The organism is Streptococcus mitis, assembly GCF_946188585.1.
GTDB classification, from domain to species: Bacteria; Bacillota; Bacilli; order Lactobacillales; family Streptococcaceae; genus Streptococcus; species Streptococcus mitis_DG.
On the sequence record NZ_CAMHVI010000007.1, the window covers coordinates 20,360 to 43,662 of the forward strand.

At 40.7% G+C, this 23,303-nt stretch carries 16 protein-coding genes and 1 pseudogene; 16 read left to right on the forward strand and 1 reads right to left on the reverse strand.

Features of this window, described 5'->3' with window-relative positions; translation table 11 throughout:
- The 16 genes and pseudogenes from N8M66_RS08035 (at position 1) to purB (ending at position 18,968) form a co-directional block, all read left to right on the forward strand.
- Entirely contained in the window at positions 1 to 3,726 is a 3,726-nt protein-coding gene (locus tag N8M66_RS08035; RefSeq protein ID WP_261046768.1) for a phosphoribosylformylglycinamidine synthase, read from the forward strand.
- A 253-nt stretch (positions 3,727 to 3,979) separates the two neighbouring features.
- Positions 3,980 to 4,882: a hypothetical protein gene (locus tag N8M66_RS08040; protein ID WP_261046770.1), complete on the forward strand. Its 903-nt coding sequence runs from the start codon at positions 3,980 to 3,982 to the stop codon at positions 4,880 to 4,882.
- A gap of 18 nt (positions 4,883 to 4,900) precedes the next feature.
- Positions 4,901 to 6,343 carry an amidophosphoribosyltransferase gene (purF, locus tag N8M66_RS08045; protein WP_261046773.1) on the forward strand — a complete coding sequence of 481 codons (1,443 nt, stop codon included), beginning with the start codon at positions 4,901 to 4,903 and terminating at the stop codon, positions 6,341 to 6,343.
- Between the two features lie 322 nt (positions 6,344 to 6,665).
- The gene (purM, locus tag N8M66_RS08050; RefSeq protein ID WP_261046776.1) at positions 6,666 to 7,688 is read left to right on the forward strand and encodes a phosphoribosylformylglycinamidine cyclo-ligase; all 1,023 of its coding nucleotides are present in this window, start codon (positions 6,666 to 6,668) and stop codon (positions 7,686 to 7,688) included.
- Positions 7,685 to 8,236 carry a phosphoribosylglycinamide formyltransferase gene (purN, locus tag N8M66_RS08055; protein WP_261046779.1) on the forward strand — a complete coding sequence of 184 codons (552 nt, stop codon included), beginning with the start codon at positions 7,685 to 7,687 and terminating at the stop codon, positions 8,234 to 8,236. The genes purM and purN overlap by 4 nt, the downstream gene beginning before the upstream one ends.
- A 12-nt stretch (positions 8,237 to 8,248) precedes the next feature.
- Positions 8,249 to 8,947, forward strand: coding sequence for a hypothetical protein (locus N8M66_RS08060; RefSeq protein ID WP_261015027.1), 699 nt, complete (start codon positions 8,249 to 8,251; stop codon positions 8,945 to 8,947).
- The gene (purH, locus tag N8M66_RS08065; RefSeq protein WP_261046782.1) at positions 8,944 to 10,491 is read left to right on the forward strand and encodes a bifunctional phosphoribosylaminoimidazolecarboxamide formyltransferase/IMP cyclohydrolase; all 1,548 of its coding nucleotides are present in this window, start codon (positions 8,944 to 8,946) and stop codon (positions 10,489 to 10,491) included. Before N8M66_RS08060 ends, purH begins: the two co-directional genes overlap by 4 nt.
- 100 nt (positions 10,492 to 10,591) lie before the next feature.
- Positions 10,592 to 11,326, forward strand: coding sequence for a hypothetical protein (locus N8M66_RS08070; RefSeq protein WP_261046784.1), 735 nt, complete (start codon positions 10,592 to 10,594; stop codon positions 11,324 to 11,326).
- Between the two features lie 278 nt (positions 11,327 to 11,604).
- Positions 11,605 to 12,654: a retron St85 family effector protein gene (locus tag N8M66_RS08075; protein ID WP_261046787.1), complete on the forward strand. Its 1,050-nt coding sequence runs from the start codon at positions 11,605 to 11,607 to the stop codon at positions 12,652 to 12,654.
- On the forward strand, positions 12,648 to 13,574 hold the full coding sequence (locus tag N8M66_RS08080; RefSeq protein WP_261046790.1) for a reverse transcriptase family protein: 927 nt from the start codon (positions 12,648 to 12,650) through the stop codon (positions 13,572 to 13,574). Before N8M66_RS08075 ends, N8M66_RS08080 begins: the two co-directional genes overlap by 7 nt.
- A gap of 32 nt (positions 13,575 to 13,606) precedes the next feature.
- A pseudogene (locus N8M66_RS08085) lies at positions 13,607 to 13,696 on the forward strand (IMP cyclohydrolase); the annotation flags it as partial.
- Positions 13,697 to 13,817: 121 nt separating this feature from the next.
- Positions 13,818 to 15,083 (forward strand): phosphoribosylamine--glycine ligase, encoded by a 1,266-nt coding sequence (purD, locus tag N8M66_RS08090; RefSeq protein ID WP_261046792.1) that lies wholly within the window; start codon positions 13,818 to 13,820, stop codon positions 15,081 to 15,083.
- Between the two features lie 201 nt (positions 15,084 to 15,284).
- Positions 15,285 to 15,776: a 5-(carboxyamino)imidazole ribonucleotide mutase gene (gene purE / locus N8M66_RS08095; RefSeq protein WP_261046794.1), complete on the forward strand. Its 492-nt coding sequence runs from the start codon at positions 15,285 to 15,287 to the stop codon at positions 15,774 to 15,776.
- Complete coding sequence (gene purK, locus N8M66_RS08100; protein ID WP_261046796.1) at positions 15,763 to 16,854, forward strand: 5-(carboxyamino)imidazole ribonucleotide synthase; 1,092 nt, start codon at positions 15,763 to 15,765, stop codon at positions 16,852 to 16,854. Before purE ends, purK begins: the two co-directional genes overlap by 14 nt.
- A gap of 3 nt (positions 16,855 to 16,857) precedes the next feature.
- Positions 16,858 to 17,667 (forward strand): hypothetical protein, encoded by an 810-nt coding sequence (locus N8M66_RS08105; protein WP_261046798.1) that lies wholly within the window; start codon positions 16,858 to 16,860, stop codon positions 17,665 to 17,667.
- Positions 17,668 to 17,669: 2 nt separating this feature from the next.
- The gene (gene purB / locus N8M66_RS08110; RefSeq protein WP_261046800.1) at positions 17,670 to 18,968 is read left to right on the forward strand and encodes an adenylosuccinate lyase; all 1,299 of its coding nucleotides are present in this window, start codon (positions 17,670 to 17,672) and stop codon (positions 18,966 to 18,968) included.
- Positions 18,969 to 19,022: 54 nt separating this feature from the next.
- On the opposite strand, the gene strH is transcribed toward purB, so the two are convergent.
- A complete protein-coding gene (gene strH / locus N8M66_RS08115; protein ID WP_261046801.1) occupies positions 19,023 to 23,183 on the reverse strand; it encodes an LPXTG-anchored beta-N-acetylhexosaminidase StrH in 4,161 nt (1,386 codons plus the stop codon).
- Positions 23,184 to 23,303 lie beyond the last annotated feature (120 nt).

Consider the following 23,303-nt stretch of genomic DNA (forward strand, 5'->3'; position numbering starts at 1 on the left):
ATGGATAAACGTATTTTTGTTGAGAAAAAGGCTGATTTTCAGGTCAAGTCAGAGAGTTTAGTTAGAGAACTCCAGCATAATTTGGGATTGTCAACTTTGAAAAGTATTCGCATCGTGCAAGTTTATGATGTCTTTGATTTGGCAGAGGATTTGTTTGCGCGTGCGGAAAAACACATTTTCTCTGAGCAGGTGACCGACCATGTTTTGGACGACGCGGCTGTGCAGGCCGATCTTGCTAACTATGCTTTCTTTGCTATTGAAAGTCTACCTGGGCAATTTGACCAGCGTGCGGCATCTTCACAGGAAGCCTTGCTTTTACTGGGAAGTTCAAGTGACGTGACGGTCAACACAGCCCAACTTTACTTGGTGAATAAAGATATTGATGCGACTGAGTTGGAAGCGGTCAAGAACTACTTGCTCAATCCAGTTGATTCTCGTTTCAAGGACATCACAACAGGGATTGTCAAGCAGGAATTTTCAGAGTCGGACAAGACGATTCCTAAATTGACTTTCTTTGAAAGCTATAGGGCAGAAGATTTTGCACAGTATAAGTCTGAGCAAGGATTGGCTATGGAAGTGGATGATTTGCTCTTTATCCAAGACTATTTCAAGTCAATCGGGCGCGTGCCGACGGAAACAGAACTCAAGGTTTTGGACACTTACTGGTCTGACCACTGCCGTCACACGACTTTTGAGACAGAGTTGAAACACATCGATTTTTCAGCTTCTAAATTCCAAAAACAATTGCAGGCGACCTATGACAAGTATATTGCCATGCGTGAAGAGTTGGGGCGTTCTGAAAAACCACAAACCTTGATGGATATGGCGACTATTTTCGGTCGATATGAGCGTGCTAATGGACGTTTGGACGATATGGAAGTGTCAGACGAAATCAATGCTTGCTCGGTCGAAATCGAAGTGGACGTTGATGGTGTCAAGGAACCTTGGCTCCTCATGTTCAAGAACGAAACCCACAATCACCCAACAGAAATTGAGCCATTTGGTGGAGCAGCTACCTGTATCGGTGGTGCCATTCGTGATCCGTTGTCAGGTCGTTCCTATGTTTACCAAGCCATGCGGATCTCGGGTGCTGGTGATATTACAGCACCGATTTCGGAAACGCGTGCTGGGAAATTGCCACAACAGGTTATTTCTAAAACAGCGGCTCATGGTTATTCTTCATATGGGAACCAGATTGGTCTGGCGACGACTTATGTTCGTGAGTACTTCCACCCAGGTTTCGTTGCTAAGCGTATGGAGTTAGGCGCAGTTGTCGGTGCGGCTCCAAAGGGCAATGTTGTTCGTGAAAAGCCTGAAGCGGGCGATGTCATTATCCTTCTCGGTGGTAAGACTGGACGTGACGGTGTCGGTGGTGCGACAGGGTCTTCTAAGGTTCAAACTGTTGAATCTGTTGAAACAGCTGGTGCTGAAGTCCAAAAAGGGAATGCTATAGAAGAACGCAAGATTCAACGCCTTTTCCGTAATGGCAATGTCACTCGTCTTATCAAGAAATCTAACGACTTTGGTGCTGGTGGTGTCTGTGTAGCCATCGGTGAATTGGCAGACGGTCTTGAAATTGACCTCAACAAGGTGCCTCTTAAATACCAGGGCTTAAATGGTACCGAAATTGCCATCTCTGAATCACAAGAACGGATGGCGGTTGTGGTGCGTCCTGAGGATGTAGATGCCTTCGTTGCTGAATGTAACAAAGAAAATATTGATGCTGTTGTGGTTGCGACAGTGACTGAAAAACCAAATCTTGTCATGCACTGGAATGGTGAGACAATTGTGGACTTGGAACGTCGCTTCCTTGATACCAATGGTGTGCGTGTGGTCGTCGATGCCAAGGTTGTGGACAAGGATGTCAAACTTCCAGAAGAGCGTACAACAAGCGTAGAAACACTGGAAGCAGATACCCTTACAGTTCTATCTGATTTGAATCATGCGAGTCAAAAAGGATTACAGACTATCTTTGACTGCTCTGTTGGACGCTCTACGGTCAATCACCCACTTGGTGGTCGCTACCAACTCACACCGACTGAGGCTTCTGTGCAGAAATTGCCTGTACAACACGGTGTGACTCATACTGCCTCAGTCATGGCTCAAGGTTTCAACCCATATGTAGCTGAATGGTCTCCATACCACGGTGCTGCTTATGCGGTTATCGAAGCAACTGCTCGTTTGGTGGCTGCTGGCGCAAACTGGTCTAAGGCTCGTTTCTCTTACCAAGAGTATTTCGAGCGCATGGATAAACAAGCTGAGCGTTTTGGTCAGCCAGTAGCAGCTCTTCTAGGCTCTATCGAAGCACAAATCCAACTTGGTTTGCCATCTATCGGTGGTAAGGACTCCATGTCTGGTACTTTTGAAGAATTGACCGTTCCGCCAACCTTGGTTGCCTTTGGGGTGACGACGGCAGATAGCCGTAATGTGCTTTCTCCTGAGTTCAAGGTTGCTGGTGAAAATATCTACTACATCCCAGGTCAAGCCCTCTCTACAGAGATTGATTTTGACTTGATTAAGTCTAATTTTGCTCAGTTTAAAGACATCCAAGCTGGTCACAAAGTGACATCTGCTTCAGCTGTCAAATATGGTGGTGTGGTTGAAAGTTTGGCACTTGCTACCTTTGGAAATCATATTGGTGCAGAGGTAATCTTGCCTGAACCTGAAACTGCTTTGACAGCTCAATTAGGCGGATTTGTCTTCACATCTCCTGAAGAAATTGCTGGAGTAGAGAAGATTGGACAAACAAAATCAGACTTTACACTGACTGTCAACGGTGTGAAGCTAGATGGACAGAAACTTGACAGTGCCTTCCAAGGAAGACTGGAAGAAGTTTACCCAACTGAATTTGCCCAATCTAAAGAACTGGAAGAAGTTCCAGCTGTCGCTTCTGAAGCAGTTATCAAAGCTAAAGAAAGAGTTGAAAAACCAGTGGTTTACATCCCAGTCTTCCCAGGAACCAACTCAGAATATGATTCAGCCAAGGCCTTTGAAAAAGAAGGTGCAGAGGTTAACTTGGTGCCGTTTGTGACCTTGAATGAAGAAGCCATTGTCAAGTCCGTTGAAACTATGGTTGACAATATCGGCAAGGCTAACATTCTCTTCTTTGCAGGTGGATTCTCAGCTGCGGACGAACCAGATGGATCAGCCAAGTTTATCGTCAACATTCTGCTCAATGAAAAAGTGCGTGCAGCCATTGATAGCTTTATTGCTCGTGGTGGTTTGATTATCGGTATCTGTAATGGATTCCAGGCCTTGGTCAAATCAGGTCTTCTTCCATATGGAAACTTTGAAGATGCTAACAGTACCAGCCCAACCCTCTTCTACAATGATGCCAACCAGCACGTGGCCAAGATGGTGGAAACTCGGATTGCGAATACCAACTCACCATGGTTGGCTGGAGTGCAAGTGGGCGATATCCATGCCATCCCAGTATCGCACGGTGAAGGGAAATTTGTCGTGACGGCTGAGGAATTTGAAGAGCTCCGTGACAATGGTCAAATCTTTAGCCAATACGTTGACTTTGAAGGCAAACCAAGCATGGATTCTAAGTACAATCCGAATGGTTCCGTCCATGCCATTGAAGGAATTACCAGCAAGAACGGTCAAATCATTGGTAAAATGGGACACTCAGAACGTTATGAGGATGGTCTTTTCCAAAATATCCCAGGAAATAAAGACCAGCACCTGTTTGCGTCGGCGGTTAAATACTTTGCTGGAAAATAAGACTAGAACTGACTATAACGATTGGTGTGTTTTGAGAAGTAAAATGAAAGTTTGTGAAGTATTTGAATAAATTAATTGATATACCTGATATTGAAAAAAAGATTCAATTGAAAAAATTATTATCTAGAGAGATGAGAGTAATGAAGGAGGACTTAAAGCCAAGAAAGTGTTTACTTTGTGATAAAGATACTACAAGTTTCTGCAATTCTCACACCATTCCACAGTTATCGTTAAAAAAATTTCTGATTCTGGCATGTTAACACAAGCTGGTTATTTAATAGGGAGCGATCTGTTAGATAATGATAAGGGAGTGAGCAAATCGGGAACGATACAAATTATTTGTCGTAAATGTGATTCATTCTATTTTCAGGAATATGAAAATGAAATGAATCTTACGTCTTATCCTAGCGATAAAATGTTGTCACAAATTGCATTGAAAAATTTCCTTTTAGAATTAGTTAGAAGGAGGGAGGAAAAATATCATTTTGAAAAAATAATGTCTGATAAGACGATTAAGAAAGCTTTATACTTAAGAATACCTGAGATTTCTAATAAAACATTAGAGAATACATCTCAAAAAATAAAAGATCTTCATAATTCTTTTGATTATGATATTGAAGATTTTCAAAATGAAATTTTACTCCATAAAACTGCTATTGAAGACAATCTTAAAGGAGCATATCGAATTATTTTTCATGAGGTACTCCCCTATAAGACACCGATAGCGTTTCAAGGCTCATTAACGTTGATTAGAGATATGTATGGATATCCAGTGAATGATACGAGTAACCATTCAAAAAATAATCGTATTCAGAAGTTGCATCTAGCTATCTTACCGTTAAAAGAAAAGACGATGGTGCTAGCTTTTTATCATAAAAGGGATAGGAAATATAAATCTCTAAAAAGTCAGTTTAATAGTAGCGATCGATTGAAGAAACTGGATTTTCTTAATTATTTAATATTTGCTTACACTGAAAACTATTACTTTAGCCCGACAATTAAAGAAAAAATTAGAACTAATGAGAAGCTTGTGCTATTGAGTCAAGAACTGTTTGGTAAACCTAATTTGGGTCAGTGTGTAGGAGTTGATAGTTATAAGAGAGTCGAGCCAGATGAAATTCCTAATTTTCTTTTAGAAGAGTGGGCTATAATGTAAAAATAAAAGGTATAAAAAATGACATACGAAGTAAAATCTCTTAATGAAGAATGTGGTGTTTTCGGTATCTGGGGACATCCAGATGCTGCTAAGTTGACCTATTTTGGTCTCCACAGTCTTCAACACCGTGGTCAGGAGGGGGCAGGAATCCTCTCCAATGATCAGGGGCAATTGAAGCGCCATCGTGATATGGGTCTTCTATCAGAAGTCTTCAGAAATCCTGCTAACTTAGATAAATTGACAGGAACTGGTGCGATTGGGCATGTGCGTTATGCGACTGCTGGCGAAGCTTCTGTAGATAACATCCAGCCCTTCCTCTTCCGTTTTCACGATATGCAGTTTGGGTTGGCTCATAATGGAAATCTGACCAATGCAGCCTCTCTCAAGAAAGAACTGGAACAAAGAGGAGCGATTTTCAGCGCGACTTCGGACTCGGAAATCTTGGCTCACCTCATTCGTCGGAGTCACAATCCGAACTTGATGGGCAAAATCAAAGAGGCGCTCAGCCTTGTCAAAGGTGGCTTTGCCTATATCTTGCTGTTTGAGGACAAGTTGATTGCGGCTCTTGACCCCAATGGTTTCCGTCCACTTTCTATCGGGAAAATGGCCAACGGAGCGGTGGTGGTTTCCTCTGAAACCTGTGCTTTTGAGGTTATTGGTGCTGAATGGATTCGTGATTTGAAGCCAGGTGAGATTGTGATTATTGATGACAAGGGAATCCAGTATGATAGCTATACAGATGATACCCAGTTAGCAATCTGTTCTATGGAGTATATCTATTTTGCTCGCCCTGATTCTAATATCCACGGTGTCAATGTCCATACGGCTCGCAAACGTATGGGTGCCCAATTGGCGCGTGAATTCAAGCATGAGGCGGATATTGTAGTTGGTGTACCCAATTCCTCCCTCAGCGCGGCTATGGGATTTGCAGAAGAGTCCGGGCTACCAAATGAAATGGGCCTCATCAAGAACCAATACACGCAACGGACCTTTATCCAACCGACTCAAGAATTGCGGGAGCAAGGGGTGCGGATGAAACTATCTGCTGTTTCTGGTGTTGTAAAAGGCAAGCGTGTGGTTATGGTGGATGATTCTATCGTTCGCGGAACAACCTCTCGTCGTATCGTTCAGCTTTTGAAAGAAGCAGGTGCGACTGAGGTTCACGTTGCTATTGGCAGTCCAGCGCTAGCTTATCCGTGCTTCTACGGGATTGATATCCAGACCCGTCAGGAGCTAATTGCGGCCAATCATACTGTTGAAGAAACTCGCCAAATCATTGGTGCGGACAGTCTGACCTATCTTTCAATTGATGGCTTGATTGAGTCGATTGGGATCGAAACAGATGCGCCAAATGGCGGTCTCTGTGTCGCTTACTTTGACGGTGATTACCCAACGCCTCTCTACGACTATGAGGAAGACTATCGTCGAAGTTTGGAAGAAAAGACCAGTTTTTACAAATAGACAATAGATCCTCCATTAAAGAAAAGGAATATAAAAATGACAAATAAAAATGCTTATGCTCTACGTCTCACTACTGACTAAAAGCTAAAGCATTTGTCAGTAGACGCTTTCTCCTATGGGGCAAAGCTAGAACCCTGACTAGTATTTTTATACTCTTCGAAAATCAAATTCAAACCACGTCAGCTTCACCTTGCCGTACTCAAGTACAGCCTGCGGCTAGCTTCCTAGTTTGCTCTTTGATTTTCATTGAGTATTAGATAAAATAATTGTTTATCTAAAAATACGTCGCAGTCTTTCCCAAAAAAAGAAAAGGAAAAATAAAATGGCAAATAAAAATGCGTACGCTCAATCTGGTGTGGATGTTGAAGCGGGTTATGAAGTTGTTGAACGGATTAAAAAGCACGTGGCTCGTACGGAGCGTGTAGGTGTTATGGGAGCCCTTGGTGGTTTCGGTGGCATGTTTGACCTTTCAAAAACAGGTGTCAAAGAGCCGGTCTTGATTTCGGGGACTGACGGTGTCGGAACCAAGCTCATGCTGGCTATCAAGTACGACAAGCACGATACCATCGGTCAGGACTGTGTGGCCATGTGTGTCAACGACATTATTGCTGCAGGTGCGGAGCCCCTCTATTTCCTTGACTACGTCGCTACTGGAAAGAATGAACCAGCTAAGCTAGAACAAGTGGTTGCTGGTGTGGCAGAAGGTTGTGTGCAGGCAGGCGCTGCTCTTATCGGTGGGGAAACAGCTGAAATGCCTGGTATGTATGGCGCAGATGACTACGATCTGGCTGGTTTTGCAGTCGGTGTGGCTGAAAAATCTCAAATCATAGACGGTTCAAAGGTGTCTGAAGGTGATGTCCTTCTCGGACTTGCTTCAAGTGGAATCCACTCAAATGGTTACTCACTCGTGCGTCGTGTCTTTGCGGACTATACGGGTGAGGAAGTCTTGCCAGAATTGGAAGACAAGAAACTCAAGGAAGTCCTTCTTGAGCCGACTCGTATCTATGTTAAGGCTGTTTTGCCCCTCATCAAGGAAGAGTTGGTCAACGGTATTGCCCACATCACTGGTGGAGGCTTTATCGAAAATGTTCCTCGTATGTTTGCAGATGACCTAGCAGCTGAGATTGAGGAAAGCAAGGTTCCAGTGCTTCCGATTTTCAAAGCTCTTGAGAAATACGGTCAAATCAAGCATGAAGAAATGTTTGAAATCTTCAATATGGGTGTGGGACTTATGCTGGCAGTTAGCCCTGAAAATGTAGATCGTGTCAAGGAATTGCTGGATGAACCAGTCTATGAAATTGGTCGCATCGTCAAGAAAGAAAACGAAAGTGTCATCATCAAATGAAAAAAATAGCGGTTTTTGCCTCTGGTAATGGCTCAAATTTTCAGGTGATTGCTGAAGAATTTCCAGTGGAGTTTGTCTTTTCAGACCATCGTGATGCCTATGTGCTTGAGCGTGCAGAAAAGCTTGGTGTCCTATCCTATGCTTTTGAACTCAAGGAGTTTGAGAACAAGGTAGACTACGAAGCAGCCCTTGTCGAACTCTTGGAAGAACACCAGATTGACTTGATTTGCCTCGCAGGCTATATGAAAATCGTTGGGCCAACCTTATTGGCAGCCTATGAAGGTCGAATTATCAACATTCATCCTGCCTACCTGCCCGAATTTCCAGGAGCTCATGGAATTGAGGATGCTTGGAATGCTGGCGTTGCTGAGAGTGGCGTGACCATTCACTGGGTGGACTCAGGCGTGGATACAGGAAAGGTTATCAAACAAGTGCGCGTCCCACGACTAGCTGATGATACGATTGAAAGTTTTGAAGCTCGAATCCATGAGGCAGAGTACAATTTGTATCCAGAAGTCTTGGATGAGTTAGGAATCGGGAGAAGATAAAAGAGGATTATTATGAATAAAGTAGTTGATAATTTATTAAAAAATGTAGAGGAATTTGAAATATTCTTTAATGAATACGAAAAACAATTTTATCCTGAAATCAGAAAAGCGAGAAAAATGTTATTGTTATTCCTTTGTCTGCTGATTGTTTGTATGTTTGGAGACTTAATTCTTCTTCGTTTTTTTTCAGATTCATCTTATTGGAAGGTTAGCCTTATAATTACTCTGATTATTTTATTTTTTTTCGGTATTTATGCTCGAAAATTTAACAAAGTCTCAGTGGGAGCACCTAGTAAATTCACTGAATTATGCAATGAAGTAAAGTCTTCCTTGAATCGTCTTTATGGAGTTGATGCAGAGAAGGTAGCTAAAATGCTAGTTAGTGATTTGAATAACAAACGAAATGAACAAATACAAAAATATGAAAATGTAGTAAAATCAATTGGTGCTATTGGGATGATTCTAGTAACAGCCTTTATTACGTTATCTTTAAATAAATTGTTTGTAACAGATACAACGGCTATTTCGGTTGATACGTTTTTAGGGCTGATTATTTTTGTATTTGTAGTAGTATTACTTATTAGATTCATAGATCATTCGATTAAAAATATTATTAAATATCCTCCATTTGGAAAGGCATCAAAAGAAGTTTACCTATCAGATGTTCTATCTGTGGTAAAATATACACTTTTAGAAAAGGAACAAAAATGACTAAACGCGCACTAATTAGTGTTTCAGACAAAGCAGGCATTGTTGAATTTGCCCAAGAACTTAAAAAACTTGGTTGGGAGATTATCTCGACAGGTGGGACCAAGGTTGCCCTTGATAATGCTGGGGTAGACACCATTGCGATTGATGATGTGACTGGTTTTCCAGAAATGATGGACGGTCGTGTCAAGACCCTTCATCCAAATATCCACGGGGGACTCCTCGCTCGTCGTGATTTGGATAGCCACTTGGGAGCAGCCAAGGATAATCAAATCGATCTCATTGACCTTGTTGTGGTCAATCTCTATCCCTTTAAAGAAACGATTCTCAAACCAGATGTGACATACGCTGATGCGGTGGAGAATATCGATATCGGCGGGCCGTCTATGCTTCGTTCAGCAGCGAAAAACCATGCCAGCGTAACAGTTGTGGTAGACCCTGCTGACTACGTTTTTGTTCTTGACGAATTGTCTGCCAATGGTGAAACGACTTACGAAACTCGCCAGCATTTGGCAGCCAAGGTTTTCCGTCACACAGCAGCTTATGATGCCTTGATTGCAGAATACTTCACAGCTCAAGTGGGTGAAACAAAACCTGAAAAGTTGACCTTGACCTATGACCTCAAGCAACCAATGCGTTACGGAGAAAATCCTCAACAAGAAGCAGACTTCTACCAGAAAGCTTTGCCAACAGACTACTCGATTGCTTCAGCTAAGCAGCTCAACGGGAAAGAATTGTCATTTAACAATATCCGCGATGCAGATGCTGCTATTCGTATTATCCGTGATTTCAAAGACCGTCCAACCGTTGTGGCTCTCAAACACATGAACCCATGTGGAATCGGTCAGGCTGATGACATCGAGACTGCTTGGGACTACGCTTATGAGTCTGACCCAGTGTCTATCTTTGGTGGAATTGTTGTTCTCAACCGTGAGGTGGATGCTGCGACAGCTGAGAAGATGCATGGTGTTTTCCTCGAGATTATCATCGCACCTAGCTATACGGATGAGGCGCTAGCTATTTTGACCAATAAAAAGAAAAACTTGCGTATCCTTGCCTTGCCATTTGACGCTCAAGAAGCGAGTGAAGCGGAAGCTGAATATACTGGTGTGGTCGGTGGACTTCTCGTGCAAAATCAAGATGTGGTGAAAGAAAGCCCAGCTGACTGGCAAGTGGTGACAAAACGCCAGCCAACTGAGACAGAAGCGACTGCTCTTGAGTTCGCTTGGAAGGCTATCAAGTACGTCAAATCAAACGGTATTATCGTGACCAATGACCACATGACACTTGGCGTTGGCCCAGGTCAAACTAACCGTGTGGCTTCAGTCCGTATTGCTATTGAACAGGCTAAAGACCGTCTTGACGGTGCCGTCCTTGCCTCGGATGCCTTCTTCCCATTTGCGGATAACGTGGAAGAAATCGCCAAAGCAGGAATCAAGGCCATCATCCAGCCTGGTGGCTCCGTTCGTGACCAAGAATCCATCGAAGCTGCGGACAAGTATGGCTTGACCATGGTCTTCACAGGCGTGAGACATTTCAGACATTAAGAACTTACAAAGCATCCAAGGAATTGGATGTTTTTGTTGTATAATAATATTGAGCTGAAAAATTGGATTTGATATAATATAAAATAAAGAGGAGAATAATATGAATTTCATAGAAGATTTAGATTTTCTTTTAGATAAAGAAAAGGAAAAAGTTAAAACGCGATTTGGAGATACTAGTATCAATAAATACTTTGGTGTAGAAAGAAACTTAGAGGTTAGTTATGGAAATAAAAAATATAATTTTTTAATAAGAAAGAATGAAAAAACTAGATTCCTTATAAATGAGAATAATGTTAAAATTTATTTAAGTGATTTTGATATTCTGAAATTACTGATTGATAATTTTTCAGCAGATAGTGAAGAAATGATTAATCAACTTATTGATTTTTTAAATAATAAAGTAAAAAACCGGTCTTTCGGAAAAGAATATAAACTAATAATATCTGATGAAAATTCAAGTCAAGAGTATTTAATAACGGGTATAAATTTAGAGGATACTTCTATTCATTTGGACAATGAGTTTGATCTTCATAATCTGAGTTTGAATCATCTTAAAGTATTAATCAATTTAATTCTTGCAAAAGACATACTATCTAAAGAATTAGGAGATGAAGATACTCCGGATTATTTAAAAAGAACAGCATATAAATATATAATAATGTTAAAATCGGTGATTCTAAAAGATGAGAAGATAATACAAATTATACAACAAAAAGAACTCTGTAAATATAATAATGAAGAGTTAGAGTGGGAAACTATGTTTAATTCTAGAAACAGAGAAGCTAAGACATTTTTTAACAAGGTTCAAGATATAGAAAATATGGATATTTTATGATATAATGGAGTAGAGCCCTAGAAAAATAACATATCATGTTATTTCCTTTGGTAGTTCCAAAGGTTGAGTATTTTAAAAATAGTAAAATTTGATACTCGACTTTGTCGAGGATAGTAATAAATTACTATATGAAATAGAATTACGAAAGGTCGTACGTAGAACCTTTAGACATACGGCGAACTCGCCGCAAGTCGTCAAGAACCCACGTACTACTACCTTTCGTTCTCAATGAAAGTCTCTACAAATTTTAGGTAGGGCTCTTTTTATATGGAGCAATGATGAGTAAATATATATTTAAGAATAAGGAAGAAAAAAATGAACTATATAAATTTATTTTTTTATGTGGTTCAAAATATGTGAAATCAGATGTTAGTGATAAAAGAAATGTATTGAAAAAACATCTGGAAAATATTAATTCATCTTACAAAATCATAATATTAGAGGAAAATTTTTCATTTAGTAAATCTAAAATGTATCTTAACTATGGCGATATTTATATGAGAAATTTATATGATGTAGAATTTTTAGTATCTCTGTTATCAGATGTTATTTTTATATTTCATGAAAGTATTTCAACGGGTGCGGAAGCAGGTTTGTTTTTAGGTGAGATCTCTAATAGAGAAAAAACTTGTCTAATATTACCTAATATAGAAGCGGTTGAAGAAAATAAATTGGGCAATTTTTTGGAATTATCTTTTTTTAAAGGAGAGAATCCTGTAAAACGAATAATATACTATCCAAGTGTGAGAAATAATATTACATCTGTCAATCTACGTAATCTACATACAAGTTTTGTGAATGATTCTATAGGTGAAACGTTGAGCAACAATATAAATGATTTTATTAAAAGTAAATCAAGATCATTTGAGATTGGAAAAGAAGAATTTGGTTTAAACTCTGAAGAAGGTAAACTAACAGTAAGAATTGATCCAGATAGAGTCCTACATTATGTAGGAGCAATGCTATCAGTAGACGAAATTGCTGATAAAATATTTAGGAAAAGTATGACTTTAAAGAGTGTTATAGAGATTTTAAATAAGGAAATGAATAAGATCCTTATTTCTACCTATGAAGAGATTAAACCATATAAGTTTACTGACGATCCTGAGATTCGTTTTGAAAGTGAAAAAGGAACAATACAAAGGATGATTGGTATGACGTTGTATTTGTTTAGTGCGGCAGGATTTATGCGTATAAGAAAAGATAAAACTTATGAAGAAGATAAAAAAGTTATTCTAGAACATAAAGGAAAGGATAAAAATGGGAAGTTCTTTTTCGCTAAATACTCTAGTTTGATTAAAGTAATTGAGGAAGAGAAGATATGGTAAATAATAGTGGATTCGCAATTTTTAAACTAAAAAAAAATAAAAAAATAAGGAAAATAGTTGCTTATACGAGTAATAGCGAGTTAAAAAATATTCATAAACTAATTAATGACCATTTAAAAGAACGGGTAATTTATTCTAAATTCACTAAAGGTTATAGAGAAGGAATTTCTATTTTTGACAATGCTAAAGCGCATATGTATAATGACATCTTTATTCAATTCGACATCAAGAACTTTTTTCCGTCTATTAATCATCGTAAGTTAATAAATTTTTTATATAAGGAAGTAAAATATAATGGTTATAATATAAGTAAAAGTCAGTCTTATGAAATTATAAAAAAAGCCAGTCAAGGGTTGCAAGGATTACCGTTAGGTTTTGTAACATCTCCATTATTATCAAACATTTATTTAAAAAAATTTGATATTACTTTGTATTGTAGATTAAAGAGACAAGGATTGGATAATGTAATTTATACACGATATGCTGATGATATTACGATTTCTTTTCGATGTGTTTCAGACCAAAGTGATTATTCAGATATAAAAATTAGAATAGAGAAAATAGTAAGTGATTTGTTAAAAAGATATAGTCTTAAACTTAATAATAAAAAAACTAGATTGACAAATTTGTTGGAGTCGGGCAATGTAAAAGTAACAGGTGTATACATAGTAAATAAACAGGATAATATTCGACGTTTAACAGTTGGAAGGAACTTTAAGAAAAAATTATTATGGGATGCTATTCAAAGTTTAGATAATATTGAAAGAGATGATTTTTTTATTAAACAAATTAAAGGGAAATACTCATTTGTACTATCGATAGAAAAAGAAGGTATCGAGAATATGTTAAGCCCATGCATGAGAAGAATACTTAATGAAAAAAATATACATAGTATTGATGAATTATTTTCGAGGTTATAGGTATGTTTCATCATATCAAAATATTTTCACTTGGCTCAGTCCGTGACCAAGAATCTATCGAAGCTGCGGATAAATACGGCATGACCATGGTCTTCACAGGCGTGAGACATTTTAGACATTAAGAACGCTAAAGGGAAGAAAACAGTTTCTTTCCTTTTTTGCTTAAAAATGCTTAATAAAACAAGATTAAAACGAACGTTTGTGTTATAATGTTAGTAAATAATTCGCAAAAGAGGTTGAGAAATGAAACTGCTTGTTGTCGGTTCGGGTGGTCGTGAGCATGCGATTGCTAAGAAGTTGCTTGAGTCAAAAGAGGTAGAAAAGGTTTTTGTTGCTCCTGGGAATGATGGGATGACTCTGGATGGTTTGGAATTGGTAAATATATCTATTTCCGAACATTCTGAATTGATTGAGTTTGTAAAAGCCAACGATATTGCTTGGTCATTTATTGGGCCAGATGACGCCCTTGCGGCTGGTATCGTGGATGATTTCCATGCAGCTGGTCTCAAAGCCTTTGGTCCGACAAGATTGGCAGCTGAGCTGGAGTGGTCCAAGGATTTTGCCAAGGAAATCATGGTCAAATATGGCGTTCCGACAGCAGCCTATGGCACATTCTCTGATTTTGAGGAATCCAAGGCCTATATCGAAGAAAAAGGCGCTCCAATCGTGGTCAAGGCGGATGGATTGGCTCTTGGAAAAGGTGTCGTTGTTGCTGAGACAGTCGAGCAAGCAGTCGAAGCAGCTCACGAGATGCTTTTGGATAATAAATTTGGTGATTCAGGTGCGCGTGTGGTTATTGAGGAATTCCTTGAAGGAGAAGAGTTCTCTCTCTTTGCCTTTGTCAATGGCGACAAGTTCTATATCATGCCGACAGCGCAAGATCACAAACGTGCCTATGATGGCGATAAGGGGCCTAACACTGGTGGGATGGGTGCCTATGCGCCAGTTCCACACTTACCACAGAGTGTAGTTGATACAGCGGTTGACACCATTGTCAAGCCAGTCCTTGAAGGGATGATCAAAGAAGGTCGTCCGTATCTTGGTATCCTTTACGCAGGGCTTATTTTAACAGCAGACGGACCTAAGGTTATCGAGTTCAACGCTCGTTTTGGAGATCCTGAAACGCAAATCATCTTGCCTCGTTTAACATCTGACTTTGCACAAAATATTACGGATATCCTCGATGGCAAGGAGCCAAACATCACCTGGACAGATAAGGGTGTGACTCTGGGTGTGGTTGTCGCATCAAACGGTTACCCGCTAGACTATGAAAAAGGTGTTGAATTGCCAGCAAAAACAGAGGGCGACATCATCACCTACTATGCAGGTGCGAAATTCGCTGAAAATGAGCAAGACCTTCTTTCAAACGGCGGACGTGTCTATATGCTCGTCACAACAGCAGATACCGTTAAAGAAGCCCAAGAAACCATCTACCAAGAACTCGCTCAGCAACAAACAGAAGGCCTCTTTTACCGAACCGATATTGGGAGTAAGGCGATAAAAGATTAAAAGACACTAAATTTATCATGGCGAGCGAAAGCGAACCAAAGTAAGATAATGGTCGACGTGGTGAAAAGACCAGAACAGTATCTGTTCTGGTCTAGGGAAACTTTGAGACCCTAGGCTCAAAGTTTAGGAATGAAACCGAAGGTTTGCTTCCGTCCCCACCACCTAAGACCATTATCAAAAAAGAAGAAAAAAGGAAAAATTATGACTAAACCAGTAATTTCCATCATCATGGGCTCAAAATCCGACTGGGCCACCATGCAAAAAACAGCAGAAGTTCTAGATCGCTTCGGTGTAGCCTACGAAAAGAAAGTTGTCTCTGCTCACCGCACGCCAGATCTCATGTTCAGACATGCGGAGGAGGCTCGTAGCCGTGGCATCAAGGTCATCATCGCAGGTGCTGGAGGCGCAGCCCACTTGCCAGGAATGGTAGCAGCGAAAACAACCCTTCCTGTCATTGGGGTACCTGTCAAATCGCGTGCCCTTAGTGGTGTGGACTCGCTCTACTCTATCGTTCAGATGCCGGGTGGAGTACCAGTCGCAACTATGGCTATCGGTGAAGCAGGTGCGACCAACGCTGCCCTCTTCGCTCTTCGTCTCCTCTCAGTAGAGGATCAGTCTATCGCGACAGCATTGGCAGATTTCGCAGAAGAACAAGGAAAAATCGCAGAGGAGTCGTCAAATGAGCTCATCTAAAACAATCGGAATTATCGGTGGTGGTCAGCTGGGTCAGATGATGGCTATTTCTGCCATTTATATGGGGCACAAGGTTATCGCGCTGGATCCTGCGGCGGATTGCCCGGCCTCTCGCGTGGCGGAAATCATAGTGGCTCCTTATAACGATGTGGATGCCCTCCGTCAGTTGGCTGAGCGATGCGATGTCCTCACCTATGAGTTTGAAAATGTCGATGCCAACGGTTTGGATGCGGTTATCAAGGATGGGCAACTCCCTCAAGGAACAGACCTACTCCGTATTTCTCAAAATCGCATCTTTGAAAAGGACTTTTTGTCAAATAAGGCTCAAGTCACCGTAGCACCCTACAAGATCGTGACTTCTAGCCAAGATTTGGCGGACATTAACCTGTCAAAAAACTATGTCCTCAAGACGGCAACCGGTGGCTACGATGGGCATGGTCAAAAGGTTATTCGTTCAGAAGCAGACTTGGCAGAAGCCTATGCGCTAGCAGACTCAGCAGACTGCGTTTTGGAAGAATTTGTCAATTTTGACCTTGAAATTTCTGTCATCGTGTCTGGTAACGGCAAGGACGTGACGGTTTTCCCAGTTCAGGAAAATATCCACCGTAACAACATCCTATCTAAAACAATTGTGCCTGCTCGAATTTCAGAAAGTTTAGCAGCCAAAGCCAAAGCAATGGCAGTGCGAATTGCTGAACAGCTTAACCTATCTGGTACCCTTTGCGTGGAAATGTTTGCGACAGCTGATGACATCATCGTCAACGAAATTGCGCCACGCCCACACAACTCAGGACACTACTCAATCGAAGCCTGTGACTTCTCTCAGTTTGATACCCATATTCTAGGCGTTCTGGGATTGCCATTGCCAGCTATCAAACTGCATGCGCCAGCCGTTATGCTCAATGTTCTCGGCCAACACGTCGAGGTTGCTGAAAAATATGTCGCAGAAAATCCAAGCGCCCACCTCCACATGTATGGTAAAATAGAAGCAAAGCACAACCGCAAGATGGGACATGTGACTTTGTTTAGTGATGTACCAGATGAGGTGGATGAGTTTGGGAAAGGAATTGATTTTTAGGGTATGAATAAAAAAATCTCACAATTTCTAGATGGCTTGAATAGAATGATACAAATTTTGAGTTATCTATTTATAACAATAATTATTATATTTGTAATATTAGTAATTTTGTGTCGAGGTATGAGTATCTTTTACAATTCAAACGGGGAATTTCAATGGTACGCACTCACAGCATTTGTTGCAGTAATTTCAATAGGAGTTAATAACTATGTTACTATCAGAAATAGTGACAAGACTAATCGTGTTAATCTAATTTTGAAGGATAAACAAGAATGGATTGATAAAACAATTGATGCAGTTATAGAACTGCAAAAGTCTTATCGTTGGATTTTGCGTAGTGAATATACTTCTGAGAGAGGAAAATTCTCAGAAGAAAAAGAGAAGTCGTATGCAGAGTTCCAAGGTGCAGTCTCTAAATTAAAATTTCTCTTTATAATAAAAAACAGTGATAGTTCATTTGAACAGGAAGAAAATTCTTTGGATATAAAAAGTTCTATGTCTCAAAAAATATATTATCATGATGTTGATGCAACAAATGCAGAATCAAGACGAGTTAAAGAAGCAAATGAGAAAAATTCCCAAATTTTATCTGTTTTAAAGCATTCTGACAGCAATGATTCGAAAATACCAGTAATAATTGATTTGTTAAATCAATTATTTGAGAATATTGATGGGGTAGGAGTTAAAGGAAAAAGTGAAAAATATCAAACAAGTAGTAATTATATGGAATACCAAGAATACTTAGACAAATTAGTAGATGGTATCTCACTTTTTGTAGCAATAGAGAAAAATAAAATAGAGGAGAACATTTAATCATGATCAACCGTTACTCTCGCCCTGAGATGGCGAACATTTGGAGTGAAGAAAATAAATACCGTGCTTGGCTTGAGGTGGAAATCTTAGCTGACGAGGCATGGGCTGAGTTGGGGGAAATCCCTAAGGAAGATGTGGCTTTGATTCGTGAGAAAGCGGACTTTGACATCGACCGTATTTTGGAGATTGAGCAGGAGACTCGTCACGATGTGGTTGCCTTCACACGTGCGGTTTCTGAGACTCTTGGTGAAGAGCGCAAGTGGGTCCACTATGGTTTGACTTCTACCGATGTGGTAGATACGGCCTACGGTTACCTCTACAAGCAGGCTAACGACATCATCCGTCGTGACCTTGAAAACTTCACCAACATCATCGCTGACAAGGCTAAAGAGCACAAGTTCACCATCATGATGGGGCGTACCCATGGTGTGCACGCTGAACCGACAACTTTTGGTCTTAAATTGGCCACTTGGTACAGCGAAATGAAGCGTAATATCGAGCGTTTCGAGCATGCGGCTGCTGGTGTGGAAGCTGGTAAAATTTCTGGTGCGGTTGGGAACTTTGCCAACATCCCACCATTCGTTGAAAAATACGTCTGCGACAAATTAGGTATCCGTGCTCAAGAAATCTCTACACAGGTGCTTCCTCGTGACCTTCACGCTGAGTACTTTGCAGTTCTTGCTAGTATCGCGACTTCAATTGAGCGTATGGCTACTGAAATCCGTGGTCTGCAAAAATCTGAACAACGTGAAGTGGAGGAATTCTTTGCTAAGGGGCAAAAAGGGTCTTCAGCAATGCCTCACAAACGCAACCCAATCGGTTCTGAAAACATGACTGGTCTTGCGCGTGTTATCCGTGGTCATATGATTACAGCTTATGAAAACGTCGCTCTTTGGCATGAGCGTGATATTTCCCACTCATCAGCTGAGCGGATTATCACACCAGATACGACCATCTTGATCGACTACATGCTCAATCGTTTTGGAAATATTGTCAAGAATTTGACGGTCTTCCCAGAAAATATGATCCGCAACATGAACTCTACGTTTGGTCTTATCTTTAGCCAACGTGCTATGTTGACCTTGATTGAAAAAGGGATGACACGTGAGCAAGCCTATGACTTGGTACAACCAAAAACAGCCTACTCTTGGGACAACCAAGTAGACTTTAAACCACTTCTTGAGGAAGACCCAGAAGTAACTTCACGACTCACACAAGAAGAAATTGACGAAATCTTTAACCCTCTTTACTACATTAAACGAGTGGATGATATCTTTGACCGCCTCGGACTAGGTGATTAATTAAACAATAAACAGCGAGCTTGAATCTCGCTGTTTATTGTTTATCGAAAAGACTTAGTCTTCTTTTCTTTTAGTGAGTCCATAGGCTGCTAGTGAGGCCATGAGTCCTGCGACTACTAGTCCTGCAGAATCGTGACTTCCTGTTTCAGGAAGTTGTTGTTCTTCTGCTTTTGCTCTAGTTGGTTGGTTTGGACTTTCTAGTTTTGGTTTTTCTTCAGCAATAGCGGCTTGTCCTTGTTCATTGCCTACATGTGTCACCAGAGTTCCGACTTCGACTACTTGTGTAACAGCTTCCTGCGCTACGACACTATTTACAAGTGTTTTCACTTCCTTGCCATCAACAGTGCTCACAGAGTAGAAGTTTGTACGGTGCCCGTTGACACCTTTAGTAATGACTTGTGTTTTTCCTTTGAGCAAGAGTGGATTTTCACGAGTCACTGTGGTAAATGGAATTTCTTCTTCTTGGATATCCAGTCTAGGTTTTGTTTCTGCAACTGGAGCAAGATCATGTTCATCACCTACATGTGTTACCAGAGTTCCGACTTCAACAATTTGCGTAACTGCTTCTTTGGTTACAAGACTATCTACAAGTGTTTTCACTTCCTTGCCATCAACAGTGCTCACAGAGTAGAAGTTGCTACGATGTCCATTGACACCCTTAGTAATGACTTGCGTTTTTCCTTTGAGTAAGAGTGGATTTTCACGAGTAACAGTGGTAAATGGAATTTCTTCTTCTTGGATATCCAGTTTAGGTTTTACCTCAGTAGTTGGTGCAAGACCACTTTCATCACCCTTGTGAGTTACAGGAGCGCCGACTTCAACCACTTGGTTCACAGCTTCTTTGGTTACCTGGCTATCAAGGACTGTTTCTGTTGTTTTTCCATTTTCAGTGAGTACAGAGATGTAATGAGTTCGTTCACCTTTGACTCCTGCTGTGATAATATTTTCCTGACCAGCTGGGAGGTTAGGATTTTCTTTTTTGATAACTTCAAATGGAATTTCTTCAGTTCTTGTGATGAGTTCTGGACTGGTTTCAACATTGGCAGCCACTTCATTTTCATCCAGGCTTCCTGAATGAGTTGCAGCTGGTTTGAGACCTAAGCGAGCGGCTTTTAGGTTGGCTACAAGTGTGTCAAGCTCAGCTTGTTTATTACGGTTGAGGTTGTAATTTAGAGCTGTTTTAGCTGCGTCAAGGGCCTCAAGACTTTCTTTACTATATCCGTCTAAGTTTGTAGGAATTTTAGCTAATTCTTCGCGGAGAGCATTATAATTAGCACGGAAGTAGTCTTTGTTGTGGTCTGCAAAGGCAGTCATAAGTTCAAAGATTTCTTCTTCCTTGTACTCTGCGCTTGGTTTGTCTGCCCAGATAGCAAGCATACTGCCGACTGTTGGAAGGTCTACTTCGGGATACTTAGTAGAAGCAAGTTGATTGAATGGAACTTTACCAGAATTTTCAACAGCTTTTGATAGTGGATAAGCTTCGTCTGGTTTATGATTGCCTAGAACATAATACCAGTCTCCATTGGTGTTGAGGAGTTTGTATCCTTTACTTGCCAGGTACTGAGGAGTTGCAAGGTTGTAACCCCACCATCCTTTAGACCAGTAAGATATGATGACATCCTTATCAAACTGAACATCGTCCTTGTCTTCATAGTAGAAGCCATCGTTGAAGGCCATTGGTTGAAGACCTCTTTCTTTGGCCATGGCAGCAAGGGTGTTAGAGTACTCAGCAAACTTGCCATAGAGATTGTAGTATTTTAGATAATACCAGCCTTGCGCGTTGGTGGCATCATTGGCATATTCGTCTGTACCATAGTTAAAGATCTTAGTCTTGCCTGCAAAGAAGTCCATGTACTTGCCAATAAGTGCTTTGACAAAGTTCATGGCCTCTTCGTTTTCAAGGTCCATGGTTGTTTTGGAGACCTTGTCAAAGTTGGCTTGAGGATTTTTAATACCCAATTTTTCCATGGCAACCAGCATAGCATCCATGTGACCTGGACTGTTAATAGCTGGGATGAGACCGATGCCCTTAGATTTAGCGTATGCAATTAGTTCTGTCACTTCTGCCTGTGTAAGTGCAGTTCCGTTTGGATCATTGTAGTAAGCTTTTGTTCCTTGGATGATAGCATTTTTGACATCATCACTTGCATAGGTTTTTCCGTTGGCAGTGATGGTCATATCATCGAGTAGGAAGCGAAGTCCGTCATTTCCTAGAAGGAGATGAACATCAGAATATCCGAGCTCACTGGCCTTATCTACGATGCGTTTGAGTTGGTCAAGAGTAAAGAATTTGCGTCCAGCATCGATGGAGATTACCTTGTTTTTAGCAAGTTTTTCAACCTCACGTTTAGCATCTTCTTCTTTTTGAGCTTCAGGTGTGAAGGTCAAATTGCTAACTGCTTCTTGAAGTTTTGCAATTGCTTGGTCAATTGTGTCTTGTTGGGCACGGCTGAGGTTGCTATCAAGTGAACGGATGGCTTTTGCCGCTTCGTTAACCGCTGCGATGCTTTCTGCAGTATAACGGTTAAGGTCTTTTGGTACCTCGTTAAGTGCTTTTTCTGCAGACTCATAATCAGCTGCGAAGTATTCAGCGTTAGAATTTGCGAATTGACGCATGAGTTTGAAGAGGCGTGATGGTGAATAACGTGCAGATGGAGTGTCAGCCCAAGCAGCTACCATCCCACCGATGATTGGGATATCAGCTCCTTCTGTTTTTGGTACAGAAGTGATTGGTGTGTTTTTAATACCATTGAGCCCCTGATCGAGATTGTACCAGCCTTGGCCATCTGCATTTCGTCCAAGAACATAGTACCAAGCATCGTTAGTGTTTAGGATTTGGTGACCTTTTTCTACTAGAAGTTTAGAAGAAGCGACGTCGTAACCTCCCCAACCACCAGTCCACATTGAAACGATGATATCTTTGTCAAAAGTTCCGAAGCTAGTATCACTATTGTAGTAAATACCATCATTGAAGGCCATTGGTTTGAGACCGTGCGATTTTACAATACGAGCTAGGTCATTGGCGTAGGCAATAAATTTTTCATATCCTTTTACAGGGTAGCCTTCGTTTGGATAGTATTTATCAGCTTGAAGAACGCTCCAACCTTTAGCGTTTGTTGCATCATTGGCATATTCATCAAGTCCGATGTTGAAGATTTCAGTCTTTTTCGCGAAATAAGCAGCATATTTGTCGATAAGGGCTTTTGTAAAAGCGACCGCTTGTTCGTTGTCAAGGTCTACGGTACGAGCTGATTCCTTCCCAAAATAGTTAAAGTTAGGGTTTTGTATTCCCAATTCTTTCATGGCATTGAGGATCGCATCCATGTGACCAGGACTATTTACTGTCGGAATGAGACCGATGCCTTTATCTTTGGCATAGTTGATCAGATCTGTCATTTGACTTTCTGTTAAGTGATTGCCGTTTGGATCGTTGTAATAATCATTTGTACCTTTTTCAATGGCACGTTTGACATCGTCACTCGCATAGGTCTTGCCGTTAGCTGTGATGCTCATATCGTCCAACATGAAGCGGAGTCCATCATTTCCAACTAATAGGTGTAAATCAGTGTAGCCATAATGTTTCGCTTTATCGATAATTTCCTTGAGTTGTTCTGGTGAGAAATATTTACGTCCAGCATCAATAGAAACAATTTTCTTTTTCGCTAGTTTTTCATTTACAGTTGCAGCACGTTCCTTTCCTGCCTCTGTTGCCGGTTTGTCAGCCTCTGCTTTCGCTGCCTCTTTTTTAGCTGGTTTATCCTTGTCAGTCTTGTCTGTATTTGACTCTTTAGAATCAACCTCTTTCGCTTCTTCCTTTTTAGGGCTAGCTTCTTCTGCCTTTTTATTAGCAGTTTCTTTTTCAGCAGAAGTTGGCGTTACCACTTCTGCTTTATCACTAGGAGTTGAACTAACTTCCTCTTGTGGTTTTTCTTCTGTTTTTGGACGACTAGCTACCTTATCAGTAGCTGGAATTTCTGTTTCTACAGTTTTTGGAGCTTCTGGTTGAAGCTCTGCTTTAGGTGTTTCCTCAGTCCGATTTTCGGATGATTGAGGGGAATCAGAAACCGTATGGATGGTCGGTTGGTTTTCTGTAGTAGTAGGAGTAACTCCATCGGCTGTAACAGTCTGTGCTTGGAAGGCGAATCCAATTAGAACAGAAGCTGCTCCTACAGCGTATTTACGAATAGAAAAACGCTGTTGTTTTTCATGTTTCATTGCAAAACCTCCTGATTGCATTGTTATATTGATAGCGTTTACATAAATCAACACCTTTATTTTATTTCTTATATTAACGAGAGTCAAGAGGAGATGACAAAAAACTATAATAAGTATAAA

Bases quoted from the DNA above. Each gene is read 5' to 3' on its own strand.
- N8M66_RS08035 (WP_261046768.1), top strand. From the start codon at position 1: ATGGATAAACGTATTTTTGTTGAGAAAAAGGCTGATTTTCAGGTCAAG.
- N8M66_RS08040 (WP_261046770.1), top strand. From the start codon at position 3,980: ATGTTAACACAAGCTGGTTATTTAATAGGGAGCGATCTGTTAGATAAT.
- purF (WP_261046773.1), top strand. From the start codon at position 4,901: ATGACATACGAAGTAAAATCTCTTAATGAAGAATGTGGTGTTTTCGGT.
- purM (WP_261046776.1), top strand. From the start codon at position 6,666: ATGGCAAATAAAAATGCGTACGCTCAATCTGGTGTGGATGTTGAAGCG.
- purN (WP_261046779.1), top strand. From the start codon at position 7,685: ATGAAAAAAATAGCGGTTTTTGCCTCTGGTAATGGCTCAAATTTTCAG.
- N8M66_RS08060 (WP_261015027.1), top strand. From the start codon at position 8,249: ATGAATAAAGTAGTTGATAATTTATTAAAAAATGTAGAGGAATTTGAA.
- purH (WP_261046782.1), top strand. From the start codon at position 8,944: ATGACTAAACGCGCACTAATTAGTGTTTCAGACAAAGCAGGCATTGTT.
- N8M66_RS08070 (WP_261046784.1), top strand. From the start codon at position 10,592: ATGAATTTCATAGAAGATTTAGATTTTCTTTTAGATAAAGAAAAGGAA.
- N8M66_RS08075 (WP_261046787.1), top strand. From the start codon at position 11,605: ATGAGTAAATATATATTTAAGAATAAGGAAGAAAAAAATGAACTATAT.
- N8M66_RS08080 (WP_261046790.1), top strand. From the start codon at position 12,648: ATGGTAAATAATAGTGGATTCGCAATTTTTAAACTAAAAAAAAATAAA.
- purD (WP_261046792.1), top strand. From the start codon at position 13,818: ATGAAACTGCTTGTTGTCGGTTCGGGTGGTCGTGAGCATGCGATTGCT.
- purE (WP_261046794.1), top strand. From the start codon at position 15,285: ATGACTAAACCAGTAATTTCCATCATCATGGGCTCAAAATCCGACTGG.
- purK (WP_261046796.1), top strand. From the start codon at position 15,763: ATGAGCTCATCTAAAACAATCGGAATTATCGGTGGTGGTCAGCTGGGT.
- N8M66_RS08105 (WP_261046798.1), top strand. From the start codon at position 16,858: ATGAATAAAAAAATCTCACAATTTCTAGATGGCTTGAATAGAATGATA.
- purB (WP_261046800.1), top strand. From the start codon at position 17,670: ATGATCAACCGTTACTCTCGCCCTGAGATGGCGAACATTTGGAGTGAA.
- strH (WP_261046801.1), bottom strand. From the start codon at position 23,183: ATGAAACATGAAAAACAACAGCGTTTTTCTATTCGTAAATACGCTGTA.